The organism is Nocardioides sp. SRI_004, from assembly GCF_057586415.1.
The window spans coordinates 197,277-217,356 of sequence record NZ_JBYCZV010000002.1; the positions used below are offsets into that span (position 1 = coordinate 197,277).

Below are 20,080 nucleotides of genomic sequence, written 5' to 3' on the forward strand. Positions count from 1 at the left end.
CGGGGCGACCCCTCAGGTCACCCCGCGCTCCGACGATGGGCCAGTCGTGACCCTCGCCCCGCAACGGCCCCGGCGTCGTGCGCGCACGACCGAGCCGACGCCGTACGACTTCCGTCGGCCGATCCAGCTCAGCCGCGAGCACCAGCGCACCCTGCAGCTGGGCTTCGACGGCTTCGCGCGCCAGGCCACGACCGTCTTCACGAGCTCGCTGCGCACGGTCTGCACGGTGGCCCTCGTCGGCATCGAGCAGCGCACTTATGCGGAGTACGTCGACAGCCTCGGCCCGTCGACGTACATGACCCTCTTCACCGCCGACCCGATCCCGGGCACCGGCGTGCTGGAGATCCCGCTGTTCGCGACGATGTCCTGCCTCGACCACATGCTCGGCGGGCCGGGCTCCGACGAGCAGCCCGACCGCCCGCTGACCGAGATCGAGGACGGCGTCATCAGCGGCCTCGTCGAGCGGCTGCTCGGGGAGATGCGCTACTCGCTGGAGGGCCTGGTCGCGCTGGAGCCCGTCGTCAGCGGGATCGAGTACAGCCCGCAGTTCGCGCAGGTCGCGGCCGCCGCCGACGTGATGGTCGTGGTCAGCCTCGAGCTGCGCATCGGCGAGCGCGCCCACCAGATGTCGGTCTGCCTGCCGTTCAGCGGCCTGCTCCCCCACCTCGCCAACGCGTCCGGCAGCGGCGCGATGTCCGACCGCGAGCGCGCCCAGCGCGCCCAGTCGGCGCAGCTGCTGCACGAGCAGTTCAACCGGGTGCCGGTGTCCGTCGCCGTCCGCTTCCGCCCGATCACGCTCGACCCGGGCGTGCTCGCCGCGCTCGAGCCCGGCTCGGTGGTCCGCCTGGAGCACCCCGCGTCCGCACCGCTCGACGTCTGCGTCGACGGCAGCACCTTCGCCCACGCCACCCCCGGAGCCCGCGGCCAGCGACTGGCCGCGCTCATCGTCACCACGCCCGAGGAGACCCCATGACCGCCACCACCCCCGAGGCCCTCGCCGAGGCCGTCGCCGAGGCCGCAGCCGCCGTCCTGCCGTCGGTCAGCCCGCTGGTGCTCGGCCCCGTCCAGCCCGGCTCGCCGCACGTCGCGGCGGCCTTCGCCGGCGGTGCGGTCGCCGAGCTCGACGGCGGCGTGCCCGGTGTCGTCGCGGTCCTCGTCGGCCGCGAGCTGGTCGACGCGCTCGCCTCCAGCCCGCTCGGCGGCCTCGAGGTCGCCGCTGCGGTGCAGCCCGCGCTGGACGCGGCCGCCCACCGGCTCGGCGCCCGGGCCCGCGCCGCGAGCACCCTCGACCTGGAGGCCGACGACTTCGACATCGCCGCCGTGCTGGGCGGGGAGTTCAGCACCGTCCCGCTGATCGGCACCGGGATCGCTGGTGCGGTCCTCGTGCCCGCAACGACCCTCGCCGGGGCGCGCGAGCCGATCACGGCCGACCCCGCCGCCGAGGCGGTGGCCGCGCCGGTCGAGCCGGCCGCTGCTCCCGAGCCGTTCGTGCCCGCCTTCGGGACCGGGCCCGCGGCCGTCGTACCGCGGGGGCTGGAGCTGCTGCACGGCGTGGACATGGAGGTGACCGTCGAGCTGGGCCGCACCCGGATGACCGTGCGCGACCTGCTCGCGCTCACGCCCGGCGCCGTCCTCGAGCTGGACCGCGCCGCCGGGAGCCCGGCCGACCTGCTGGTCAACGGCCGCCTCGTCGCTCGCGGCGAGGTAGTCGTCGTCGACGAGGACTTCGGCCTGCGCGTCACCGAGATCCTCGACGCCGCGGCCACGGCCTGACCGCGATGCTGGCCCTCTCCGCCGCCGACCCGAGCATCGGCGGCCTGCTCCTCCGGCTGCTCGGATCACTCGCCGTCGTCGTCGGTCTGCTGCTCCTGATCGCCCGGTTCGCCGGCCGACGCTTCCGTACGACGAACGGCGCGGCCATCCAGGTCGTCCACCGCCAGGCGCTGGGCCGCGGCCAGGGCGTCGCCGTCGTCGCCGTCGGCACCCGCGTGCTGGTCCTCGGCACCACCGAGCAGCAGGTCACCCTGCTCGCCGAGGTGGAGCCGGACGAGGTCGGCCTCGACCTCACGGCGGACGCGCTGGACGTCGTACCCGGTGACGAGGAGTCCCCCGACGCGCCGCAGGTCGCGAAGGCGGCGCGGACCGACGAGGGACCGCTCGCCGGGTCGCTGCTGTCCGCGCAGACCTGGAAGCAGACCTTCGCCGCGGTCAGCGGGAAGCGGGCGTCGTGACCCTCGCCCAGCACGTCCCCCACGTCGCCCAGCACGTGGTCCACCACCTCGCGCTGGCGATGGCGGACCCGAAGGGGCCCGGCGGCCCGAAGGGTCCCGGGACCGACAGCTCCGTGCAGATCGACCTGACCGGGCTGACCGACAAGCCGAGCAACAGCCTCGTCGTCTTCCTCGCGCTGACCCTGCTGAGCCTGCTGCCGGCGATCGTGCTGACCTGCACCAGCTTCACCAAGATCCTCGTGGTGCTGGGCCTGACCCGCAACGCGCTCGGCCTCCAGCAGACACCGAACAACCAGGTGCTGGCCGGCCTCGCGCTCTTCCTGAGCCTGTTCATCATGGGCCCGGTCCTCGGCGACATCAACGACGCCGGGGTGCAGCCCTATCTCAACGGGGACAAGACCACGTCGGCGGCCTTCCACGACGGCATGGAGCCGCTGCGCGCGTTCATGCTCGACAACACCGACGACGACGAGCTGATGCTCCTGACCAGCGTCGCGGACCGCGACCTGCCCGACGACCGCACGGAGGTCTCGACGGCGACGCTGATCCCGGCCTTCGTGCTCTCGGAGCTCAAGGACGCGTTCATCATCGGCTTCATCATCTTCATCCCGTTCCTCGTCATCGACATCGTCGTGAGCGGGGCGCTGATGAGCCTGGGCATGATGATGATGCCGCCGGTGATGGTGTCGCTGCCGTTCAAGCTGCTGCTCTTCGTGATGGTCGACGGCTGGGCGCTCGTGATCAAGTCCCTCGTCGCCTCGTACGGCGGCGGCTAGGTGGTGACGCCATGACCGACACCGCGATCATCGAGATCGCCCTCAAGACCATGCTGGTGGCGCTCAAGCTGTCGGCGCCGATCCTGGCGACCTCGCTCGTCATCGGCTTCGCGATCTCGCTGTTCCAGTCGATGACGCAGATCCAGGAGTTCACGCTGTCCTTCGTCCCCAAGCTGGTGGGCGTCGGCATCGCGCTGCTCTTCTGCGGCAACTGGATGCTGCACACCCTGATGGCCTTCACGGTGGAGCTCTTCGAGGTCCTCCCGGACCTGCTGGTCTGACGAGGTACGACGTCGTGGTGCTCTCCGTGGACGGTGCGGCGCTGACCGCCCTGCTGCTCGCGTCGGTGCGGGTGGTGGCGTGGCTGGCCGTCGTACCCCCCTTCTCGACGCGGGGCATCCCCGCGATGGCGAAGGTGGTGCTGGCGCTGGGGCTGTCGCTGTCGATGGCACCGATGCTGGCGGAGACGACGCTGCCGACCACGACGCCGGAGCTGGTCCTGGCGACGACCGCGCAGGCGCTGATCGGGCTGGGCATGGGTTTCGTGACCATGCTGCTCTTCTCGGCCGTCGGCGCTGCGGGCTCGCTGATCGACCTCTTCGGCGGCTTCGCGCTCGCCTCCGCGTGGGACCCGCTCGGCATGAACATGAACACCGTCTTCGGCCGCTTCCACCAGATGCTCGCCACCGTGCTGCTGCTCGCGACCGGCGGCCACCTGCTGGTGATCGGCGGCCTGCTCAGCACGTTCAAGTACCTGCCCCTGACCGGGCTGCCCGACATCACCGACTGGGACGGCGTCCTGGTGACGGCGTTCTCGATGTTCTTCACCGTGGCCGTGCAGATGGCGCTGCCGATGATCGCGGTGCTCTTCGTCGCCGACCTCGCCCTCGCGCTGCTGACCAAGGTCGCGCCGCAGCTCAACGCGCTGAACGTGATGTTCCCGGCGAAGGTGGGGCTGACCCTGCTGCTGCTCGGGATGTCATTCCCGATGCTGCCGGGTGCGGTCGAGCACCTGGTCGAGCTCGCCAACGAGGCGATGGCGACCATGGCGGGAGCGGGCTGATGAGCGACCAGGAGAAGACCGAGAAGCCCACACCGAAGCGGAAGAAGCAGGCCCGCAAGGACGGCCAGGTCCCCCGCACGCCCGAGCTCGGCGGCTGGCTCGGCCTGCTCGTCGTCACGCTCGCGATGGGCCCGCTGCTCGACCGCGAGGGCGACGCCCTGCGGACCATGATGAGCACCCACCTGCGCGCGGCCGAGCAGCCCTCGATCCCGCTGGCGCTGGGCATGCTCGGCGACGCGGCGCGCCACGTGCTGATCACCCTGGTCGTGCTCGGCTCGATGGTGCTGGTCGTCGGCGTCGTGTCCGCGCTGGCGCAGGGCGGCTTCTACCTCTCCCCCAAGCTCGCGAAGCCGGACCCGAAGAAGCTCAACCCGTTCCAGGGCGCGAAGCGGCTGTTCGGCCCGCACGCCCTGTGGGAGGGCGTGAAGGTGCTCGGGAAGAGCACCGTCGTCGGGCTCCTCGCGTGGGGCGCCATCCGCTCGATCATGCCGCTCGTCGGAGGGCTGCTGCCCATCCAGACGGTGATCGCGACCGCGACCGCGGAGGTCTCGCACCTGCTGACCACGGTCGCCGTGGCGGGCCTGGTCATGGCCGCCGCCGACTACGCGATGATGCGCCGCCGGATCGGCAAGCAGACCCGGATGAGCCACAGCGAGATCAAGCAGGAGCACAAGCAGGCGGAGGGCGACCCGATGCTCAAGGGCGCCATCCGCAGCCGCCAGCTCGCCGCCGCCCGCAACCGGATGATCGCCGACGTCGGCACCGCCGACGTGCTGCTCGTCAACCCGACCCACGTCGCGGTGGCGCTGCGGTACGACCCCGAGCAGGGCGCCCCCCGGGTCGTCGCCCGCGGCGCCGGCGCCATCGCCGCCCGGATCCGCGAGCGCGCCGCCGAGGAGCGGATCCCGCTCGTCCAGGACGTGCCCCTCGCCCGCGCGATCTACCGCCACTGCCAGGTGGGCCAGGAGATCCCCCGCGAGCTGTGGGCGGCCGTCGCGCAGGTGCTGGCGTTCGTGCTGAGCCGCCGGAACGCGGGCCAGTACGGCGGGGAGCACCGCACCCCTCGTCGTACCGATGAGCTGCCGGAGGTCGTGGCCCGAGCTCGGCGGCGGGGGTGAAGGGGGTGCAGGAATCCCCGGCTGAGCGGGGATTCCTGCGCTTGTTGACGGTTGCATCCGTCATCAACCGCGAGTTTCCCCGCTCCGGCGGGGATTCCTGCAGGGCGTCAACCCCTCATCCCCAGCCCCACCCTGCCGATCAGACCCCCGGCGACAGGACGGCGCCACTCGTAGTGCCACGGACGGCGCTCGCTCTGTCGTGAGAGGCCCGAACGCCCCATGCCCGTGAAGTCGCTGACGAAGCTCGGCGTGCCCCTCGGCATCGTGCTCATCGTCGTCATGCTGGTGGTCCCGCTGCCGGCGATGATGCTCGACCTGCTGATCGCCCTCAACATCACCGGTGCGCTGCTGGTCCTGATGGTCGCGATGTTCATCCACCGCCCGCTCGACTTCGCCGCCTTCCCGTCGGTGATCCTGGTGATGACCCTCTTCCGGCTGGCCCTCAACGTGAGCGCGACCCGGCTGGTCCTGCTGGACGGGTACGCCGGCAAGGTGATCGACACGTTCGGGCACTTCGTCGTCGGCGGCTCCCTCATCGTCGGCCTGATCGTCTTCTCGATCCTGCTCGTCATCCAGTTCGTCGTCATCACCAACGGCGCCGGCCGCGTCGCCGAGGTGGGGGCGCGGTTCACCCTCGACGCGATGCCCGGCAAGCAGATGGCGATCGACGCCGACCTCAACTCCGGGCTCATCGACGAGGAGGAGGCGCGGCGGCGGCGGGCCGAGGTGCACGCGGAGGCGGACTTCCACGGTGCGATGGACGGCGCGTCCAAGTTCGTGAAGGGTGACGCCATCGCGGCCATCGTGATCACGCTGGTCAACCTGCTGGGCGGCTTCGCGATCGGCGTCGCGCAGTACGGCATGCCGTTCGGCGACGCCATCAACACCTACTCGCTGCTGTCCATCGGCGACGGCCTGGTCTCGCAGATCCCGGCCCTGCTCCTCAGCGTCGCGACCGGCCTGATCGTGACCCGCTCGGTCGCCGACTCCGACATGGGCTCCGACATCGTCGGCCAGATCTTCGCCCGGAAGATGCCGCTGCGCGTCGCCGGCTTCGGCGCGCTCGCGCTGTGCGTGATCCCCGGCCTGCCCAAGCTCCCCTTCCTCGTCGCCGGAGGCGCGATGCTGATCGCGGCCAGCCGGATCGACGACTCGGCCGCGAGTACGACGACGGAGGCCGCCGCCGCGGCGGAGCTCGTCGAGTCGCCGGACTCCCCCGAGGCCCTGGTCGCGGAGATCCGGGTCGACCCGCTGGGGCTCGAGCTGTCGGCCGACCTGATCGACCTCGTCGACACCCGAACCGGCGGCGACCTGCTCGACCGGGTCAAGGCGCTGCGCCGCAAGGTGGCCGGCGAGCTCGGCATCGTGATCCCGCCGGTCCGCACCCGCGACAACCTCGAGCTGCCGCCGAATACCTACGCGATCACGCTCTTCGGCGCCGAGGTCGCGCGCGGCGAGGCGCCGCGCGGGACCGTGCTCGCGATCGGCGACTTCCTCGGCTCGCTGCCCGGAACGCCCACGCAGGAGCCGGTCTTCGGCCTCGAGGCGAAGTGGATCCCGGCCGAGCTGCGGCACCAGGCCGAGATCGGCGGCGCGACCGTGGTCGACCGGGCGTCGGTCGTCACCACGCACCTGTCCGAGGTCGTGCACCACCACGCCAGCCGCCTGCTCGGCCGCGAGGACGTCCGCCTGCTCACCGACATCGTCAAGCGCAGCCACCCGGTGGTGATCGAGGAGCTCACGCCGACCCAGCTCCCCCTCGGCGAGGTGCAGCGCGTGCTGCGCTCCCTGCTCGAGGAGCGGATCCCGATCCGCGACCTGGTCTCGATCTTCGAGGCGCTGTCCGTGCGCGCCTCGGTGTCCAAGGACCACGACGGCCTGGTCGAGGCGGCCCGTGCCGCGCTCGACCCGTCGCTCGCCGCGCCGTACGTCGTCGACGGCGCCCTGCACGCGATCAGCCTCGAGCCGGTTCTCGAGCAGCAGATGCTCGAGGGGCTGCGGCCGACCGAGCAGGGATCCGTGATCGTGCTCGATCCCGAGACCGCGCAGAACGTGCTGCTCGGCCTCGTCCAGGCCGCCCAGGCCGCCGAGAACAACGGCGTGCGACCGGTCCTGGTCTGCGCGCCCCAGATCCGCGCCGCGGTACGACGCCTCGTCGCACCTGCCGTCGACCGGCTCCCCGTGCTCGCCTACTCCGAGCTCGGGGCCGCACGCGAGGTCCGCTCCGTCGGGGTGGTCGGTGCCAGCGGCGCGCATCCCGCGCTGCTCGCGGCAGGGGCCCACCCGTGAGCGCGCGCAAGCGCCGGCCGGTGCCGGACACGCCCGCCCTCATCGACCTGCGGGTGCTGTTCGTCGCCGCGGTCGTGTCCGCGCCGGCGGCGTACCGGGCGGGGCAGGGACTGCTCACGCCGGACCAGGCACTGGTGCGCTTCGTGGTGGTCCTGGCCGGCTGCACGGCGCTGATGGCGGTGCTACGGGCGGCGTGGCCGCTGGTGGCCGGCGAGCCCGCGACACCGGCGGTCGAGACCGCCGAGATCCCGGACCAGGCAGACCCGGAGGTCAGCCCACCGCCGGGATGACCCACTCCAGGACGGTGCCGGCACCGGGCGACGAGGTCACCGTGACGTGACCGCCGAGGTCCGCGGCGCGGGCCCGGATGTTGCCGGTGCCGTGGCCCTTGACGACGCGGCCGGGGTCGAAGCCCACGCCGTCGTCGGTCACGCGCACCCGGAACCACGCCGACGAGGCGGTGAGCTCCACCGAGACCGACGAGGCCCCGGCGTGCCGGGCGACGTTGGACAGCACCTCGCGCAGCGTGGTCAGCACGTGGGTCCCCGCCTCGGGCACGAGCGCGCGGTCGACCGGCCCCGAGACCCTCAGCACCGGCTGGAAGCCGAGGATGCCGGCGTACTCGCCGAGCAGCGAGCGGACCTCGTCGAGCAGCGGTCGCCCCGATCCGGTGCCGAGCTCGAAGATCGCGGCGCGCAGCTCCTTGATCGCCACGTCGAGCTCGGCGACGGCGCCGTCGACCCGGCTGCGCAGCGCGGAGGCGTCGAGGTCGCGCGCACCCTGCAGCTGCATCCCCGTGGCGAAGAGCCGCTGGATGACGAGGTCGTGGAGGTCGCGCGCGATCCGGTCGCGGTCCTTGGCGACGAGCAGCTGGGCGCGGTCGCGAAGGGCCTGGTCACGATCGAGGATCAGGCCGACCTGCACGGCGGTCACGGCCACGAGGTCGAGCATGATCCCCCGCAGCGACGGGCTCTCCTCGGCCTCCTCGACGATGATCACCCCGGAGCCGGCCAGCCGGGTCTGCACGGGTACGACGAGCGTGGCCCGCCCCGGTCCGGCGTGGATCCGGGTGGGGACGCCCGAGCCGTCGACGTCGCGGATCTCGGCGCTGAGCCGCTCGGCGACGGCCGCGGCGTCGCCCTCGCCGGCGACCTGACGGATCTCGAGGAGCTCGCCGTCACGACGCACGTAGGCGACCAGCCGGGCGCCGCACAGCTCCCGCAGCGACACCACCAGCTCGTCGAGCGCCTCCTGCACGCGCAGGGTGCCGGAGACGTCGCTGCCGACCTCGGCGGTGCTGGCCACCCAGCGGCGCCGCCACTCGACCTGCTCGAAGGTGCGCGCGTTGTCGATCATGACGCCGGCGGCGCGGGCGAGCGCTTCGACCAGGGCCTGGTCGGTCGTGGTGAACCCCTCGCCGCCGCGCTTGTTGCCGAGGTAGAGGTGCCCGAACGCCTGGTCGCCGACGAGGACGGGCGCGCCGAGGAAGCTGTCGACCAGGGGGTGCGTGGGCGGGAACTGCCCGGTGGAGACGGGGTGGTCGGCCACGTGGTCGACGCGGATGGCGCGCCGCTCGCGCGGCACCAGCCCCAGCAGGCCGTGGCCCTCGGGCATCCGGCCGATCCCGGCGAACTGCGTCGCGACCGCCTCGTTGGGGACCAGGTCGGTGAAGGCCCCCTCGTCGTCGACGATGCCCAGGACGCCGTACTCGGCATCGGTGAGGCGGCACGAGGCCTCGACGATCCGCGTCAGTACGCCGCGCAGGTCCAGGTCGGACCCGATGGCGACCATCGCGTCCAGCAGTGCGCGCGCCTCTGGCGGCAGCTCCAGGTCCATCAGGTGTCCCCTCCCCTGCGTTCCCTCCGGCGTCAGGTTATCGCTTCCGGTAACCAGCGCGCGCGAGTCGAGACCGGTATCGGCACCGGGACCTTGGACCTGAGTCCTCGGGGCCCGGTCGGACGGTCCCGTCAGCCCAGTCGGCGCAGCTGGTAGAGGCCGTGGGTCCGGGCGACGACGGTGCCCTGCTCGTCCGTGACGTCGGCGTCCAGCACGAAGTCGGACTTGCCGGTGGCCTCGGTCTCCGCCAGCACGCGGGCGATCGTCTCCTCGCTGAGGGTGGCGCGGGCGACGACGTCGGTCGTCGCCGGGCGCAGGAAGTCGATGGTCACCTGCTTGACCAGCGGTACGGCGCCCTCGAGCACGAGCGACGTGCTGGCGTAGACCCCGCCGAGCACCTCGGCGACGGAGAACAGCGACCCGGCGTAGGTCGTGCCGAAGTGGTTGACGTTCGGACCCGAAGGGAGTCGCGCGGCGACCGTGGTCCGGCCGGCCTCGACGATCTCCACCTGCATGGCGTCGAAGATCGGGATCATGGTCCGCACGTGGGCGGTGACTTCCTCGGGTGTGGCCACGGGCTCAACGTAGTGGACGCCCACGGCCCCCGTCGGAGCACCCGTGCCGCACGCACAGCGGCGGCCCGTCGCGCTGTCGACATGAACAGTGCCGTGTGACTGCCGTCACTGCCATACTCCCGAAATCGGCCTCATGGGGCGGCCGCGGCAGGAGGTTCCCAGACGTGCGCGAATGGTCGGAGATCGTCGACGACGTCCAGACGAACTGGTGGATCTACGCCTCGATGCCCTTCCTGGCGGGGCTGATCGGCTACCTCACCAAGCTGGTCGCGATCAAGATGATGTTCCGGCCCCACACGTACAGGGGCATCAGGCCGTTCGGCTGGCAGGGCATCATCCCGCGCCGGGCACCGGAGATGGTCGCCGTGCTCTGCGAGACGCTGACCTGACCACTGGTCTCCGCCGGCGACATCGTCAGCAAGGTCGACGGCAAGGAGCTCGCCAAGCGGATCGACCGGCCACTGCGCAAGGAGATCGCGCGGATCGTGCCGTTGGTCGCGGAGGAGTACCAGCCGGCCCTGTGGCACGTACTGCCGGGTCCCGCCCGCGACCTGGTCGTCCAGCGCGCCCAGGACACCGCGATCGAGCTCGTCCCCAAGCTCGTCAAGACCATCCGCAAGAACATCGACGACGTCTTCGACCTGCAGGAGATGGTCACCCAGGAGTTCCTGTCCGACCCCGACATCCTCGAGTCGATGTTCCTCGACGTCGGCAAGCTGGAGTTCCGGTTCATCCGCCGCAGCGGACTGGCGTTCGGCTTCGCGATCGGCATCCTGCAGGCGGTGCTGTGGGCGGCGACGCACTCGCCCTTCGTGATGCCGGTCTTCGGCCTCTTCATCGGATGGTTCACCGACTGGGCGGCGCTGCGCCTGATCTTCAACCCGAAGGAGCCGAAGAGGTACTTCGGCCTCGTCACCTGGCAGGGCCTGTTCCTCAAGCACCGGATCTCGGTGTCGGAGGAGTACGGCCGGCTGATCGCGACTCGCGTGCTCACCTCCGAGCGCGTGGTCCGCAGCATGTTCAACGGGCCCTCGCAGCAGAAGATGGTCGACCTGGTCGCCCCGTTGGTGCAGGACGCGCTGCGCACCGAGCTGGTGGACATCGAGAAGCACGTACGCCGCGAGCTCGGCCGACTCGCGCCTCGCGAGCTCGACGAGCTCGGGGTCGGCGAGCTCACCTTCGGCGGGGTGCTCGGCGTCCTCGGCAGTGCCGTGACCCGGCCGGTCCGGGAGGCCGCCGGCGTCGGCCTCGACATCGCCCAGGTCGGCCCGATGGCGCACACGACGTCGGAGGAGTTCGTGGCCGTGCTGCCCGCGCTGCTGGCGGAGTCCTACGGCTACCTCGACGACCGGCTCCAGATCGAGTCGCTGATGTCGGAGAAGATGGCCCAGATGACGCCCGAGCAGTTCGAGGGCGTGCTGCGCCCGGCGTTCCAGGCCGACGAGCGGACCCTGATCGCGGTCGGCGCCGTCCTCGGCTTCCTGGTCGGCGAGCTCCAGGTCTTCCTCGTCGAGCACCTCACCCACGAGCCGGCGAAGGCCGAGGCCGTGGCCCGGCTCCTCGGCCACTGACCACCCGCGACCGGTGACGACCGTCACAATGCGTTGCGTAAAACACTATGCACTGCGTAATCTCGTCCTCGTACAAGCGTCACCCGCCCACCACACCCGAAGGAGCCCGTCATGGCGAAGAAGAACAACGACAAGCAGGTCACGAACTACGTCTCCGGCCTGGTCGACACCACCAAGAGCCTGCTCGACGACCTGACCTCCACCGCCGGCGACCTGGAGAAGAAGGCCAAGAAGAACGGCAAGAAGGTCACGAAGGCCGTCGTACCGTCGAAGCAGAACGTCAAGGACCTGCAGAAGCAGATCAAGGACCTGGGCAAGCAGGCCGAGAAGCTCGCCAAGGTCCGCAAGGGCAAGTGAGCCATCCCGCGCCGCCCGCACCACCCGCCAGAGCGCCCGCCGGTCGAGGACCGGACGGGCGCTCTCGCACGTCAGCACTCCGCGACCTTCTGCGACGCGTAGCGCGCGCGTAGAGTTCGAGACCTCCGAGGAAGGGACCCACCCGTGACCGACGACCCGCGCGTCATCAAGCGCTACGCCAACCGCAAGCTCTACGACACCGCCCTGCGGCAGTTCACCACCCTCGACGACCTGTCCGGCCTCCTCGACAAGGGCATCCGCTTCGTCGTGCGCGACCACGACTCCGGCGACGACCGCACCGACGAGGTGCTCGCACAGGTGCTCGGTCGACGCGTGCGCGGCGGTAGTGGCGGCACCGACCTGTTGGCCGGGCTGCTCCGCGCACCGGGGCAGATCGCCCAGCAGCTGGTCGACGAGGCCACCGGCAACAGCCGCACGGCGGCACCGGAGGAGAGGCCGAAGAAGAAGGCCGGAGGCAAGAAGGCCGGTGGCAGGAAGGCCGGCAACAAGGCTGGCGACAAGGCCGGCAAGAAGGCCGAGGGCGGGAAGCGGGCGAGGTCCGCCGAGGCCGACGAGATCGAGCGCCAGCAGCAGGAGATCGCCGAGCTGCGCAGCCAGATCTCGGAGCTGACCGCCGCGGTCTCCCTGCTCGTCCAGGACCGGATCGACGCCCACGAGGCGGCCGACGCCCCGGCAAGGGACGACGCCTGACCCACGAATTACGCACCGCATAGTGATGTGGGTCACAATGCGTTGCGTAATGATCTACGCTCTGCGTAAAGTTGAGGCATCGGCAGGACCGCCACCCACCTCAGCAAGGAGCACGATCATGGCGAAGAAGAGCACCGACAAGCAGGTCACGAACTACGTCACCGGCCTGGTCGACACGGCCAAGGACCTCCTCGACGACCTCACCTCCACGGCGGGCAAGCTCGAGAAGAAGGCCCGGAAGAACGGCAAGAAGGCCACCAAGGCCGTCGTCCCCTCGAAGAAGGACATCAACGGCGTCCGGGACCAGATCAAGGACCTGGGCAAGCAGACCGAGAAGCTCGCCAAGGTCGCGAAGTGACCGGCGCCGCGGACACCGAGGAGACGACGATGACCACCACGACGACCCGCAAGGCACCGGCCCGGAAGGCGCCCGCCCGCTCGACGACGGCCCCGGCCACGAAGGCCGCCACCACGAAGGCGAGCCCGAAGGCCCCGGCGAAGTCCGCGAAGAAGTCCTCGAAGAAGTCCGACCACGCGATCACCGACTACCTCTCGCGCCTGGTCGACACCACCAAGGACATCCTCGACGACCTGCTGGACACCGCCGGCGACGTCGAGACGAAGGCCCGCAAGCGGACGAAGAAGGCCGCGAAGGCCGTCGTACCGTCGCGCGAGGACGTCGACGGCGTGCGCGACCAGGTCAAGGACCTGGGCAAGCAGACCCGCAAGCTGGCCAAGCTGTCGAAGTGACGCCCGGCGCAGCCTGAACGCACGAGCGCCCGGACCGGTGACGGTCCGGGCGCTCGTGCGCGTGTGCGGGCGGGGCCGGCTCAGGCGACGTCGTAGCGCGCCTGGCCCAGGCGCGGGTGGTTCGAGCCCTCGAGGAGGACGTCGACGACGAGGTCGACGTCGTCGACCATCGGCACGTGGCCGCACTTCGGCAGGGTCACGTGCGTGGCGTCCGGCAGCGCCTTGCGGGCGCGCGTGGCCTGGTAGGGCAGCAGCACGAGGTCCCGGGTGCCCCACGCGACGGTGACCGGGATCGACGGGTCGATCGGGCGGTCGAAGGGCTCGCCGCCGTCGATGATGGTGCGCAGCGCCGGCTTGGCGTGGATCAGGCCCCGGACGTCGCCGAGGGCGCGCTCGGCGTCGAGGCGACCGCCGTGGGTCATCAGCAGGCCCATCGCGGCGGCCCGGCCGGGGGCCGTCCGCATGACCGCCGGGGCGACCGGCTCGAGCAGCGTGGCGGCGCCGGTCAGGGCCACGAACACCGCCCGGATGTAGAGGAAGTCGAGGCTGCCGCGCCAGAAGCCGGCCGGGGCCAGCGTCGTGGCGCTGCTGACGAGGTCGTCGGCGGCGGCCTCGAGGGCGATCCGGCCGCCCAGCGAGTTGCCGGCGATGTGCGGGCGGTCGAGGCCCTGCTCGGCGAAGAAGTCGACCAGCACGTCGTGCAGCTGGTCCTTGATCGGCCGGCCGTCGGGCACGAGGGCCGGCGACTCGCCGTGGCCCGGCAGGTCGAGCAGGATCACCTCACGGTGCTCGGCCAGCCGGTCGACCACGGGGTACCACGCCTGCCGGCGGTGTCCGATGCCGTGGACGAGGACCAGCGGTTCTCCCGATCCGATGCGTTCGTGGGCGAGCATGGTGACCTCGATTCCGCGCACCGACGCTGGTGCGACTTAGGTGCAACTAGGAGTTGCGGATACCGAGAGTAGGTCCGGTGCTAGCTGCGCGCAAGCACCCGTCCCAGCGGCAGGGGTGTGGTCAGGGTCACATCCCGGATCCGGGCACGCCCGTGACGGAGGTCAGCCCTCGCGGATGCCGAAGCGCTCCTGCACGCGGCGCAGCGGCGCCGGCGCCCACCAGTTCGCCTCGCCCAGCAGGCGCATCAGGGCGGGCACGAGCAGGGCCCGCACGATGGTCGCGTCGATGAGCACGCCGAGCGCCATGGCGACCGCGATCTGCTTCATGAAGAAGACCGGGCTGACCGCGAAGGCGAGGAAGACGACGGCGATCATCACCGCGGCCGCGCTGATGATCCGGCCGGTGCGAGCCACGCCCTCGGCGACCGCCTCCTCGTTGGGCAGGCCGCCGTCGTGGAGCTCCTTGATCCGCGCCATCACCAGCACGGCGTAGTCCGTCGCGAGCGCGAAGGTGACGGCGAACAGGAAGACGAGACTGGTCACCTCGACGGCGTACGGACCGGGGTAGTCGAGGAGCTGGGTGCCGACCTTGCGCTCGAAGACGAGCACGAGGATGCCGAGGACCGCCGCCAGGGTGAGCGCGTTCATCAGCAGCGTCTTCAGCGGCAGGATCACCGAGCCGGTCAGCAGGAAGATCAGGACGACGATCAGGAGCACGATCAGCGCGACGACCAGGGGCGCGTGGCCGATCAGGCTGGACTTCTCGTCCATGAAGCGGGCCGTGTTGCCCGACACCAGCATCTCCCCGGGACCGTCGACCGCGCGGATGCCGCGGACCGCGTCCTGGGCCCGTTCGTCGAGCGCCGGGGCGTCGAGGACCACCGTCGTCCAGGCGACATCGGCGTCGGCACGGGCGAACGGCGCGACCGACTCGACGCCCGGGACCGCGCCGACCCGGTTCGCGAGGGCCGCCAGGGCGTCGTCGTCGACGTCACCGCGCACCACGATCGAGGTGGCCTCGGTGAACGCCCGCCCGTACTGGTCCTCGATCGCACGGTTGACCTCGTACGACTGCTGGCAGGGCGGCACCGCCTGTGCGCTGGGCCCGGTCAGCGTCGTCGCCACGAGCGGTGCGGCGAGCGCGAGCAGGCCCACGGTCGTCGCCACGGCGACCAGGACCGGCCGCCGCATGACCGCGTGCGCGAGCCGGAACCAGCGGTCCGAGGTGGCGGCGAGCGAGGGACCCTTCCGGATGGACAGCGCGTCGATGCGCGGGCCGAGCGCAGCCAGCAGGGCCGGTACGACGACCACCGCCATCACGGCCGACAGGACGCCGACCGCCGCGCCCGCCGCGCCGATCGAGTAGAGGAAGCGCTGCGGCATCACCATGAGCGCCGCCATCGCGGCCGCCACGGTGAGGCCGGAGAACAGGCTGGCCCGACCCGCGGTCGCCACCGCCCGGCGATGCGCCTCGAGCGTGTGGCCGTGGACCAGGACCTCCTCGCGGTGCCGCGACACGAGCAGCAGCGCGTAGTCGACGGCGAGCCCCAGGCTCAGCGCGGTGGCGATGTTGAGCGCGAACAGCGAGGTGTCGACGAGGGCGGCCATGATCCGCAGCGCGAGCAGGGTGCCCAGGATCGACAGGCCGCCCAGCAGCAGCGGCACGGCCGCCGCGACCACGCTGCGGAAGACGACGAGAAGCAGGATCCCGAGCAACGGGAACGCGATCAGCTCGGCCCGGGTGAGGTCGCGCCGGGTCTGGTCGTTGACCTCGTTGAAGCCCGGCGCGAAGCCCGCGTAGCCGACGTCGACGATGTCGGAGCGGACCCGCTGGCGCACCGACTCGTCGGCGAGGCCGCCCTCGTCCTCGAGGTCCGTCGTGGTGAGCTGCGCCGGCAGCAGCACGGACCGCTCGTCGCTGGCGATCAGCCCGGGCGTCTCGAACGGGTCGGGCACGTGGCCGACGTACCGCGATCCGCGCAGCTCCTCCGCCAGGCGCAGCACCTCGTCGCGCACGGTCGAGTCGCTGAGGTCGAGGGCACCGCCGTCCCTGGGCCGCACGAGTACGACGAGCCCGGGCTCGGCTCCGTGCCCGAGCGCGTCGTGGAGGACCGCGGCGGCGCGCTCGCTCTCGGAGTCGGGGTCCGTGAAGCCGGCGGCCTTCAGGTGGTGCTCGACGTCGTGGCCGAAGAACCCGGCGAGTGCGGCGAAGAGGAGGGCGCCCAGCAGGATCGACCGGGGCCGCCGCCAGGTCAGGTCGGCGATGCGACGGAGCATGGCCGGAAACTAGTGGTCGCGGCCGCTCCTTGTCTGTAGCCGGATCAGCTCACCGGGCTCAGCCGGCGCGCAGCGCGCCCACGCAGCAGGCGAAGGACGCCACCAGCGCGAGGGTGCGGACCAGGTGCAGCCGGTTCCACGAGTCCTCGAACGCGCTGCGCGCGGCGTCCCAACCGGCGGGCCCGTCGGGGGTGCCGGCGGCCATGAGGGCGTCGTTGAGCGGGATGTTGCCGGCCTGGGTGATCGCCACGTTGGCGACGTACAGGACCAGCGCGGCGACGACCCACCACCGTGCCGGCCCGGTGAGGGCCGCGACCGCGAGGCAGCCCAGCGGGGCGACGAAGAGGGTCAGGAAGAGCGGGTTGAGGATCGCGACGTTGATCGCCTGCATGGCGACCACGAAGGTGCGGTCGTCGGCGCGCGCGAGTCCCGGCATCACGGCGGTCGAGAAGGCGAGGAAGAGGCCGGCGACCAGCCCGGTCGTCACGGTGCCGCCGATGGTCGCGGCCTGACCGATGCCGTTGACGACGCCGTTCACGACGCCGCCTCCGCCAGCCACGCGCCGTTGCCTGCGGCCCGCCGCGCCCAGGTGGCGAGGTCGGTGGCGGGGCGGCCGAGCGCGGCCTCCACCCCGTCGGCCAGGTGGGCGTTGTGGCCGGCGAGGACCTCGGTGAACAGGCCGACCAGCGCGGCGGCGTCGTCGGCCGGCAGGCCCGCTGCGACGAGGCCGCTGCGCAGCCGCTCCGGGCTGACCTGCTCGTAGCCGATCGGCCGACCCACGGCCCGTGCGATCCCGGCGACCGCCTCGGCGAAGGTGAGCAGCTCGGGGCCGGTCAGCTCGTGCACCCGGTCGCCGGGCAGCTCCCCCGTCATCAGGCCGACGACCACCTCGGCGACGTCGTCGAGGTCGACGAAGGGCTCCCGGACGTCGCCCGCGACGAACGCGACGTGGCCCGCGGCCAGCGGTGCGGCGAAGAGGCTCTCGTCGAAGTTCTGCAGGAAGAAGGCGCACCGCACGACGGCCCACCCCGCGCCGTGGCGCCCCGCTGCGTCGGCCACCAGCCGTTCGGCGCGCTGCGCCTCGGCCTCGCCGCGACCCGAGAGGAGCACGACCCGTCGTACACCGGCGCGGGCCATGCGCTCGGCCACCTCGGCGACGGCCTCGGGGGCCCCGGGGAAGGTGAGGTCCGGCGCGAAGGTGAGGTACGCCGCCGCCGCGGGCCGCTCGACGGCGGCCCAGGTGGCGGGGTCGGCCCAGTCGAACGCGGGGCGTGACAGCGCGATGACGGGGAGGCCCCGGTCCTGGAGGAGCGCGGTGACACGGCGACCGGACTTGCCGGTGCCGCCGATGACGAGGTGCTGGTCGATGTCCATGGATCCACCTCATCGCGGAATGCTGAGACTCTCCATGGCTCTGGGTCTTGATTCCATGCGTGATCGTCCAGCATGGTGGAGCCGTGGACGGACTCGGTCACCTGCTCTCCGGTCCGCGGGCGCGGCAGGCGTTCGCGCTGCGGATGGTGATGGAGGCGCCCTGGGGGGTGCGGATCGAGGACGACCCGGCACTCACGCTGATGTCGGTCGCCCGCGGCTCGATGTGGCTCACCGGCGAGCTCGGGGAGCCGGTCGAGCTGCGCGAGGGCGACGTCGCGGTCATCCGCGGCGGCCCGGTCTACACCGTCGCCGACCACCCGTCGACCCGGCCGGGCATCACCATCCTGCGGGGCAACGTGTGCGTCGACCCCGACGGGCAGCTGCTGGCGCAGCGGATGGCCCTCGGCGTGCGGACGTGGGGCAACAGCCACGACGGGTCGACGGTCCTGCTCGTCGGCACCTGGGAGGCCGAGACCGAGGCCGGCCGTCCCCTGCTCGGCGCGCTGCCGCCGCTGATCGTGCAGCGGCGCGACGACGCGTCCTCTCCCCTGCTCACCGTGCTCGCCGACGAGATCGTCCGCGAGGACCCCGGCCAGGAGGTCGTCATCGACCGCCTCCTCGACCTCGTCCTGGTCACCGTGCTGCGCTCGTGGCTGGCCGACGACGCGCAGGTCACCCGGGGCCTCGCCCACGCCGACCCGGTCGTCGGCGAGGCGCTGCGGCTGATGCACCACCACCCCGGCCACGCGTGGACGATCGCCTCGCTGGCGGCCGAGGTGGGTGTGTCCCGGGCGGCCCTGGCGCGGAGGTTCGGGGAGCTCGTCGGCGAGCCGCCGATGACCTACCTGACCCACTGGCGGCTCTCGCTCGCCGCCGACCTGCTCGTCGCCTCGGACGAGGCCATCGACACGGTGGCGCGACGGGTCGGCTACGGCAGCGGGTTCGCGCTCAGCGCCGCGTTCAAGCGGGTTCGCGGGGTCAGCCCGCAGCAGCACCGGCGAGCGGCGCGGGGCTGAGCCTGGATCCAGGCCGGCGTCACAGCAGGGAGCGCATCTTCGTGGTGTCGAAGGACGCCGCGAGGTCGGCGACCGAGCTGCCGGCCAGGGACCGGCGCCAGGCCTGCTCGGCCGCCGCCATCACGCGCGCGACGCCGCAGGGCCGCGTGCACTGCTCGGGAGGTGCCGCGAGCTCGCCCTGCTGGCGGATCTCGGTGCAGCGGAACGCCGGCTCGGGGCCGTCGATCGCCTCGACGACCGCGAGCACGCTGACCTCGGCCGGCGGCCGGGTCAGCTCGTAGCCACCGTCGCGGCCCTCGACCGGACGCACGATGCCGGCTCGGGCCAGCGCCTGGAGGTGCTTGGCCAGGTAGGTCCGCGAGACACCGTGCAGGTCCGCCAGCCGGGCGGCGGGGACCGGCTGCTGCGCCTGACTGAGCACGACGCAGCAGTGGATCGCCCACTCGACACCCGCACTCAGCTTCACACGGGGAACCCTAGTTGGCCGGCACCGGGCGCGTGGCCAGCCAGTCGTCGTACGACGTCGGGGCGAGCCACGCACCGGCGCCCGGGGTGGCGACCAGCGCGGTGTCGTCGAGGGCCGCGCCGAAGTAGCCGGCGGCAGGGTCGGTGACCACGGTGCGGGGGTCGCCCGTGGCGGCGAACAGCCGCCGGACCAGCTCGTCGATGCCGACGACCTCGGGTCCCGCGATCTCGACGACACCGTCGGCCGGCGCACCGGTCACGACCTGGGCGAGGCGTGCGACGACGTCGGCCGACGCGATCGGCTGCAGCTTGCCGGGCGTGGCCCGGACCGTGTCGCCGGTGGTCGACGCGTCGGCGATGCCGGGCACGAACTCGAAGAACTGGGTGGACCTGACGATCGTGAAGGGCACGCCCCCGGCCCGGACGCCCTCCTCCTGGGCGAGCTTGCCGCGCATGTAGCCCGCGTCGGTCAGCCGGTCGAGGCCGACGATCGAGAGGATCACGTGGTGCCGCACGCCCGCCGCGGCACCGGCGGCGACCAGGTGGGCCGTCGAGTCCCGGAAGAACGCGAGCACGTCGTCGTCGGCCCAGGACGGCGAGTTGGTGAGGTCGACGACGACCTCGGCGCCGGCGACGGCCTCCGCGACGCCTTCGCCGGTGGTGGTGTCGATGCCGGCCTCGCGCCCCAGCGCCACGACGTCGTGGCCCTGTCCGTCGAGGTACGCCGCGAGCTGGCTCCCGATCAGTCCTGCTCCGAAGATCACGATCCTCATGTCCG

Annotated in this window: 24 protein-coding genes; 16 read left to right on the forward strand and 8 right to left on the reverse strand. The window is 72.1% G+C overall.

From position 1 onward, the window contains the following. Positions 1–46 precede the first annotated feature (46 nt). The 9 genes from AC2YHB_RS03135 (at position 47) to AC2YHB_RS03175 (ending at position 7,767) form a co-directional block, all read left to right on the forward strand. Positions 47–973: a flagellar motor switch protein FliM gene (locus AC2YHB_RS03135; protein ID WP_036547381.1), complete on the forward strand. Its 927-nt coding sequence runs from the start codon at positions 47–49 to the stop codon at positions 971–973. Next, positions 970–1,773, forward strand: a complete 804-nt coding sequence (gene fliN, locus AC2YHB_RS03140; RefSeq protein ID WP_179649620.1) for a flagellar motor switch protein FliN — start codon at positions 970–972, stop codon at positions 1,771–1,773. Before AC2YHB_RS03135 ends, fliN begins: the two co-directional genes overlap by 4 nt. 5 nt (positions 1,774–1,778) lie before the next feature. Further along, positions 1,779–2,231 carry a flagellar biosynthetic protein FliO gene (locus AC2YHB_RS03145; RefSeq protein WP_051932418.1) on the forward strand — a complete coding sequence of 151 codons (453 nt, stop codon included), beginning with the start codon at positions 1,779–1,781 and terminating at the stop codon, positions 2,229–2,231. After that, positions 2,228–3,007: a flagellar type III secretion system pore protein FliP gene (gene fliP, locus AC2YHB_RS03150; protein ID WP_051932417.1), complete on the forward strand. Its 780-nt coding sequence runs from the start codon at positions 2,228–2,230 to the stop codon at positions 3,005–3,007. The genes AC2YHB_RS03145 and fliP overlap by 4 nt, the downstream gene beginning before the upstream one ends. A gap of 11 nt (positions 3,008–3,018) precedes the next feature. Continuing rightward, the gene (gene fliQ, locus AC2YHB_RS03155; RefSeq protein WP_036547376.1) at positions 3,019–3,288 is read left to right on the forward strand and encodes a flagellar biosynthesis protein FliQ; all 270 of its coding nucleotides are present in this window, start codon (positions 3,019–3,021) and stop codon (positions 3,286–3,288) included. Between the two features lie 14 nt (positions 3,289–3,302). Continuing rightward, positions 3,303–4,070: a flagellar biosynthetic protein FliR gene (locus tag AC2YHB_RS03160; protein WP_179649618.1), complete on the forward strand. Its 768-nt coding sequence runs from the start codon at positions 3,303–3,305 to the stop codon at positions 4,068–4,070. Continuing rightward, entirely contained in the window at positions 4,070–5,188 is a 1,119-nt protein-coding gene (locus tag AC2YHB_RS03165) for an EscU/YscU/HrcU family type III secretion system export apparatus switch protein (protein ID WP_179649616.1), read from the forward strand. Before AC2YHB_RS03160 ends, AC2YHB_RS03165 begins: the two co-directional genes overlap by 1 nt. Before the next feature lie 219 nt (positions 5,189–5,407). Further along, positions 5,408–7,477, forward strand: a complete 2,070-nt coding sequence (gene flhA / locus AC2YHB_RS03170; RefSeq protein ID WP_487353452.1) for a flagellar biosynthesis protein FlhA — start codon at positions 5,408–5,410, stop codon at positions 7,475–7,477. Continuing rightward, complete coding sequence (locus AC2YHB_RS03175) at positions 7,474–7,767, forward strand: hypothetical protein (protein WP_179649612.1); 294 nt, start codon at positions 7,474–7,476, stop codon at positions 7,765–7,767. The genes flhA and AC2YHB_RS03175 overlap by 4 nt, the downstream gene beginning before the upstream one ends. Here the strand turns inward: AC2YHB_RS03175 and AC2YHB_RS03180 are convergent. Both AC2YHB_RS03180 and AC2YHB_RS03185 read right to left on the reverse strand, forming a co-directional pair. Beyond that, a complete protein-coding gene (locus AC2YHB_RS03180) occupies positions 7,748–9,313 on the reverse strand; it encodes a GAF domain-containing sensor histidine kinase (protein WP_207009089.1) in 1,566 nt (521 codons plus the stop codon). The genes AC2YHB_RS03175 and AC2YHB_RS03180 overlap by 20 nt on opposite strands. Before the next feature lie 131 nt (positions 9,314–9,444). Next, positions 9,445–9,888 (reverse strand): PaaI family thioesterase, encoded by a 444-nt coding sequence (locus AC2YHB_RS03185; protein ID WP_036547368.1) that lies wholly within the window; start codon positions 9,886–9,888, stop codon positions 9,445–9,447. Positions 9,889–10,052: 164 nt separating this feature from the next. On the opposite strand from AC2YHB_RS03185, the gene AC2YHB_RS03190 reads away from it, so the two are divergent. The 6 genes from AC2YHB_RS03190 to AC2YHB_RS03215 all read left to right on the forward strand — a co-directional run bounded on the left by AC2YHB_RS03190 (position 10,053) and on the right by AC2YHB_RS03215 (position 13,277). Then, positions 10,053–10,277: a hypothetical protein gene (locus tag AC2YHB_RS03190; RefSeq protein WP_487353453.1), complete on the forward strand. Its 225-nt coding sequence runs from the start codon at positions 10,053–10,055 to the stop codon at positions 10,275–10,277. Between the two features lie 96 nt (positions 10,278–10,373). Further along, positions 10,374–11,459 carry a hypothetical protein gene (locus tag AC2YHB_RS03195; RefSeq protein ID WP_487353454.1) on the forward strand — a complete coding sequence of 362 codons (1,086 nt, stop codon included), beginning with the start codon at positions 10,374–10,376 and terminating at the stop codon, positions 11,457–11,459. A gap of 111 nt (positions 11,460–11,570) precedes the next feature. After that, positions 11,571–11,816: a hypothetical protein gene (locus tag AC2YHB_RS03200; protein WP_487353455.1), complete on the forward strand. Its 246-nt coding sequence runs from the start codon at positions 11,571–11,573 to the stop codon at positions 11,814–11,816. Positions 11,817–11,960: 144 nt separating this feature from the next. Continuing rightward, positions 11,961–12,527, forward strand: a complete 567-nt coding sequence (locus AC2YHB_RS03205; protein WP_487353456.1) for a polyhydroxyalkanoate synthesis regulator DNA-binding domain-containing protein — start codon at positions 11,961–11,963, stop codon at positions 12,525–12,527. Positions 12,528–12,645: 118 nt separating this feature from the next. Beyond that, on the forward strand, positions 12,646–12,885 hold the full coding sequence (locus AC2YHB_RS03210; protein WP_487353457.1) for a hypothetical protein: 240 nt from the start codon (positions 12,646–12,648) through the stop codon (positions 12,883–12,885). Between the two features lie 29 nt (positions 12,886–12,914). After that, entirely contained in the window at positions 12,915–13,277 is a 363-nt protein-coding gene (locus AC2YHB_RS03215) for a hypothetical protein (RefSeq protein ID WP_487353458.1), read from the forward strand. An 80-nt stretch (positions 13,278–13,357) separates the two neighbouring features. Here AC2YHB_RS03215 and AC2YHB_RS03220 read toward each other — a convergent pair whose 3' ends face one another. The 4 genes from AC2YHB_RS03220 to AC2YHB_RS03235 all read right to left on the reverse strand — a co-directional run bounded on the left by AC2YHB_RS03220 (position 13,358) and on the right by AC2YHB_RS03235 (position 17,821). Then, positions 13,358–14,170 (reverse strand): alpha/beta fold hydrolase, encoded by an 813-nt coding sequence (locus AC2YHB_RS03220; protein ID WP_036547365.1) that lies wholly within the window; start codon positions 14,168–14,170, stop codon positions 13,358–13,360. A gap of 162 nt (positions 14,171–14,332) precedes the next feature. After that, entirely contained in the window at positions 14,333–16,447 is a 2,115-nt protein-coding gene (locus AC2YHB_RS03225; RefSeq protein WP_487353459.1) for an MMPL family transporter, read from the reverse strand. Positions 16,448–16,505: 58 nt separating this feature from the next. Then, complete coding sequence (locus tag AC2YHB_RS03230) at positions 16,506–16,985, reverse strand: anthrone oxygenase family protein (protein WP_308645578.1); 480 nt, start codon at positions 16,983–16,985, stop codon at positions 16,506–16,508. Further along, complete coding sequence (locus AC2YHB_RS03235) at positions 16,982–17,821, reverse strand: Rossmann-fold NAD(P)-binding domain-containing protein (protein WP_487353460.1); 840 nt, start codon at positions 17,819–17,821, stop codon at positions 16,982–16,984. Before AC2YHB_RS03235 ends, AC2YHB_RS03230 begins: the two co-directional genes overlap by 4 nt. 83 nt (positions 17,822–17,904) lie before the next feature. Between AC2YHB_RS03235 and AC2YHB_RS03240 the strand changes: the two genes are divergently transcribed. Then, complete coding sequence (locus AC2YHB_RS03240; protein WP_487353461.1) at positions 17,905–18,837, forward strand: cupin domain-containing protein; 933 nt, start codon at positions 17,905–17,907, stop codon at positions 18,835–18,837. A 19-nt stretch (positions 18,838–18,856) separates the two neighbouring features. Here AC2YHB_RS03240 and AC2YHB_RS03245 read toward each other — a convergent pair whose 3' ends face one another. Both AC2YHB_RS03245 and AC2YHB_RS03250 read right to left on the reverse strand, forming a co-directional pair. Continuing rightward, positions 18,857–19,303, reverse strand: coding sequence for an RrF2 family transcriptional regulator (locus AC2YHB_RS03245; protein WP_036547354.1), 447 nt, complete (start codon positions 19,301–19,303; stop codon positions 18,857–18,859). A gap of 10 nt (positions 19,304–19,313) precedes the next feature. After that, positions 19,314–20,075, reverse strand: a complete 762-nt coding sequence (locus tag AC2YHB_RS03250; RefSeq protein WP_487353462.1) for an SDR family oxidoreductase — start codon at positions 20,073–20,075, stop codon at positions 19,314–19,316. Positions 20,076–20,080: the final 5 nt, after the last annotated feature.

Bases quoted from the DNA above. Each gene is read 5' to 3' on its own strand.
- fliN (WP_179649620.1), top strand. From the start codon at position 970: ATGACCGCCACCACCCCCGAGGCCCTCGCCGAGGCCGTCGCCGAGGCC.
- AC2YHB_RS03145 (WP_051932418.1), top strand. From the start codon at position 1,779: ATGCTGGCCCTCTCCGCCGCCGACCCGAGCATCGGCGGCCTGCTCCTC.
- fliQ (WP_036547376.1), top strand. From the start codon at position 3,019: ATGACCGACACCGCGATCATCGAGATCGCCCTCAAGACCATGCTGGTG.
- AC2YHB_RS03165 (WP_179649616.1), top strand. From the start codon at position 4,070: ATGAGCGACCAGGAGAAGACCGAGAAGCCCACACCGAAGCGGAAGAAG.
- flhA (WP_487353452.1), top strand. From the start codon at position 5,408: ATGCCCGTGAAGTCGCTGACGAAGCTCGGCGTGCCCCTCGGCATCGTG.
- AC2YHB_RS03180 (WP_207009089.1), bottom strand. From the start codon at position 9,313: ATGGACCTGGAGCTGCCGCCAGAGGCGCGCGCACTGCTGGACGCGATG.
- AC2YHB_RS03200 (WP_487353455.1), top strand. From the start codon at position 11,571: ATGGCGAAGAAGAACAACGACAAGCAGGTCACGAACTACGTCTCCGGC.
- AC2YHB_RS03210 (WP_487353457.1), top strand. From the start codon at position 12,646: ATGGCGAAGAAGAGCACCGACAAGCAGGTCACGAACTACGTCACCGGC.
- AC2YHB_RS03215 (WP_487353458.1), top strand. From the start codon at position 12,915: ATGACCACCACGACGACCCGCAAGGCACCGGCCCGGAAGGCGCCCGCC.
- AC2YHB_RS03220 (WP_036547365.1), bottom strand. From the start codon at position 14,170: ATGCTCGCCCACGAACGCATCGGATCGGGAGAACCGCTGGTCCTCGTC.
- AC2YHB_RS03225 (WP_487353459.1), bottom strand. From the start codon at position 16,447: ATGCTCCGTCGCATCGCCGACCTGACCTGGCGGCGGCCCCGGTCGATC.
- AC2YHB_RS03235 (WP_487353460.1), bottom strand. From the start codon at position 17,821: ATGGACATCGACCAGCACCTCGTCATCGGCGGCACCGGCAAGTCCGGT.
- AC2YHB_RS03250 (WP_487353462.1), bottom strand. From the start codon at position 20,075: ATGAGGATCGTGATCTTCGGAGCAGGACTGATCGGGAGCCAGCTCGCG.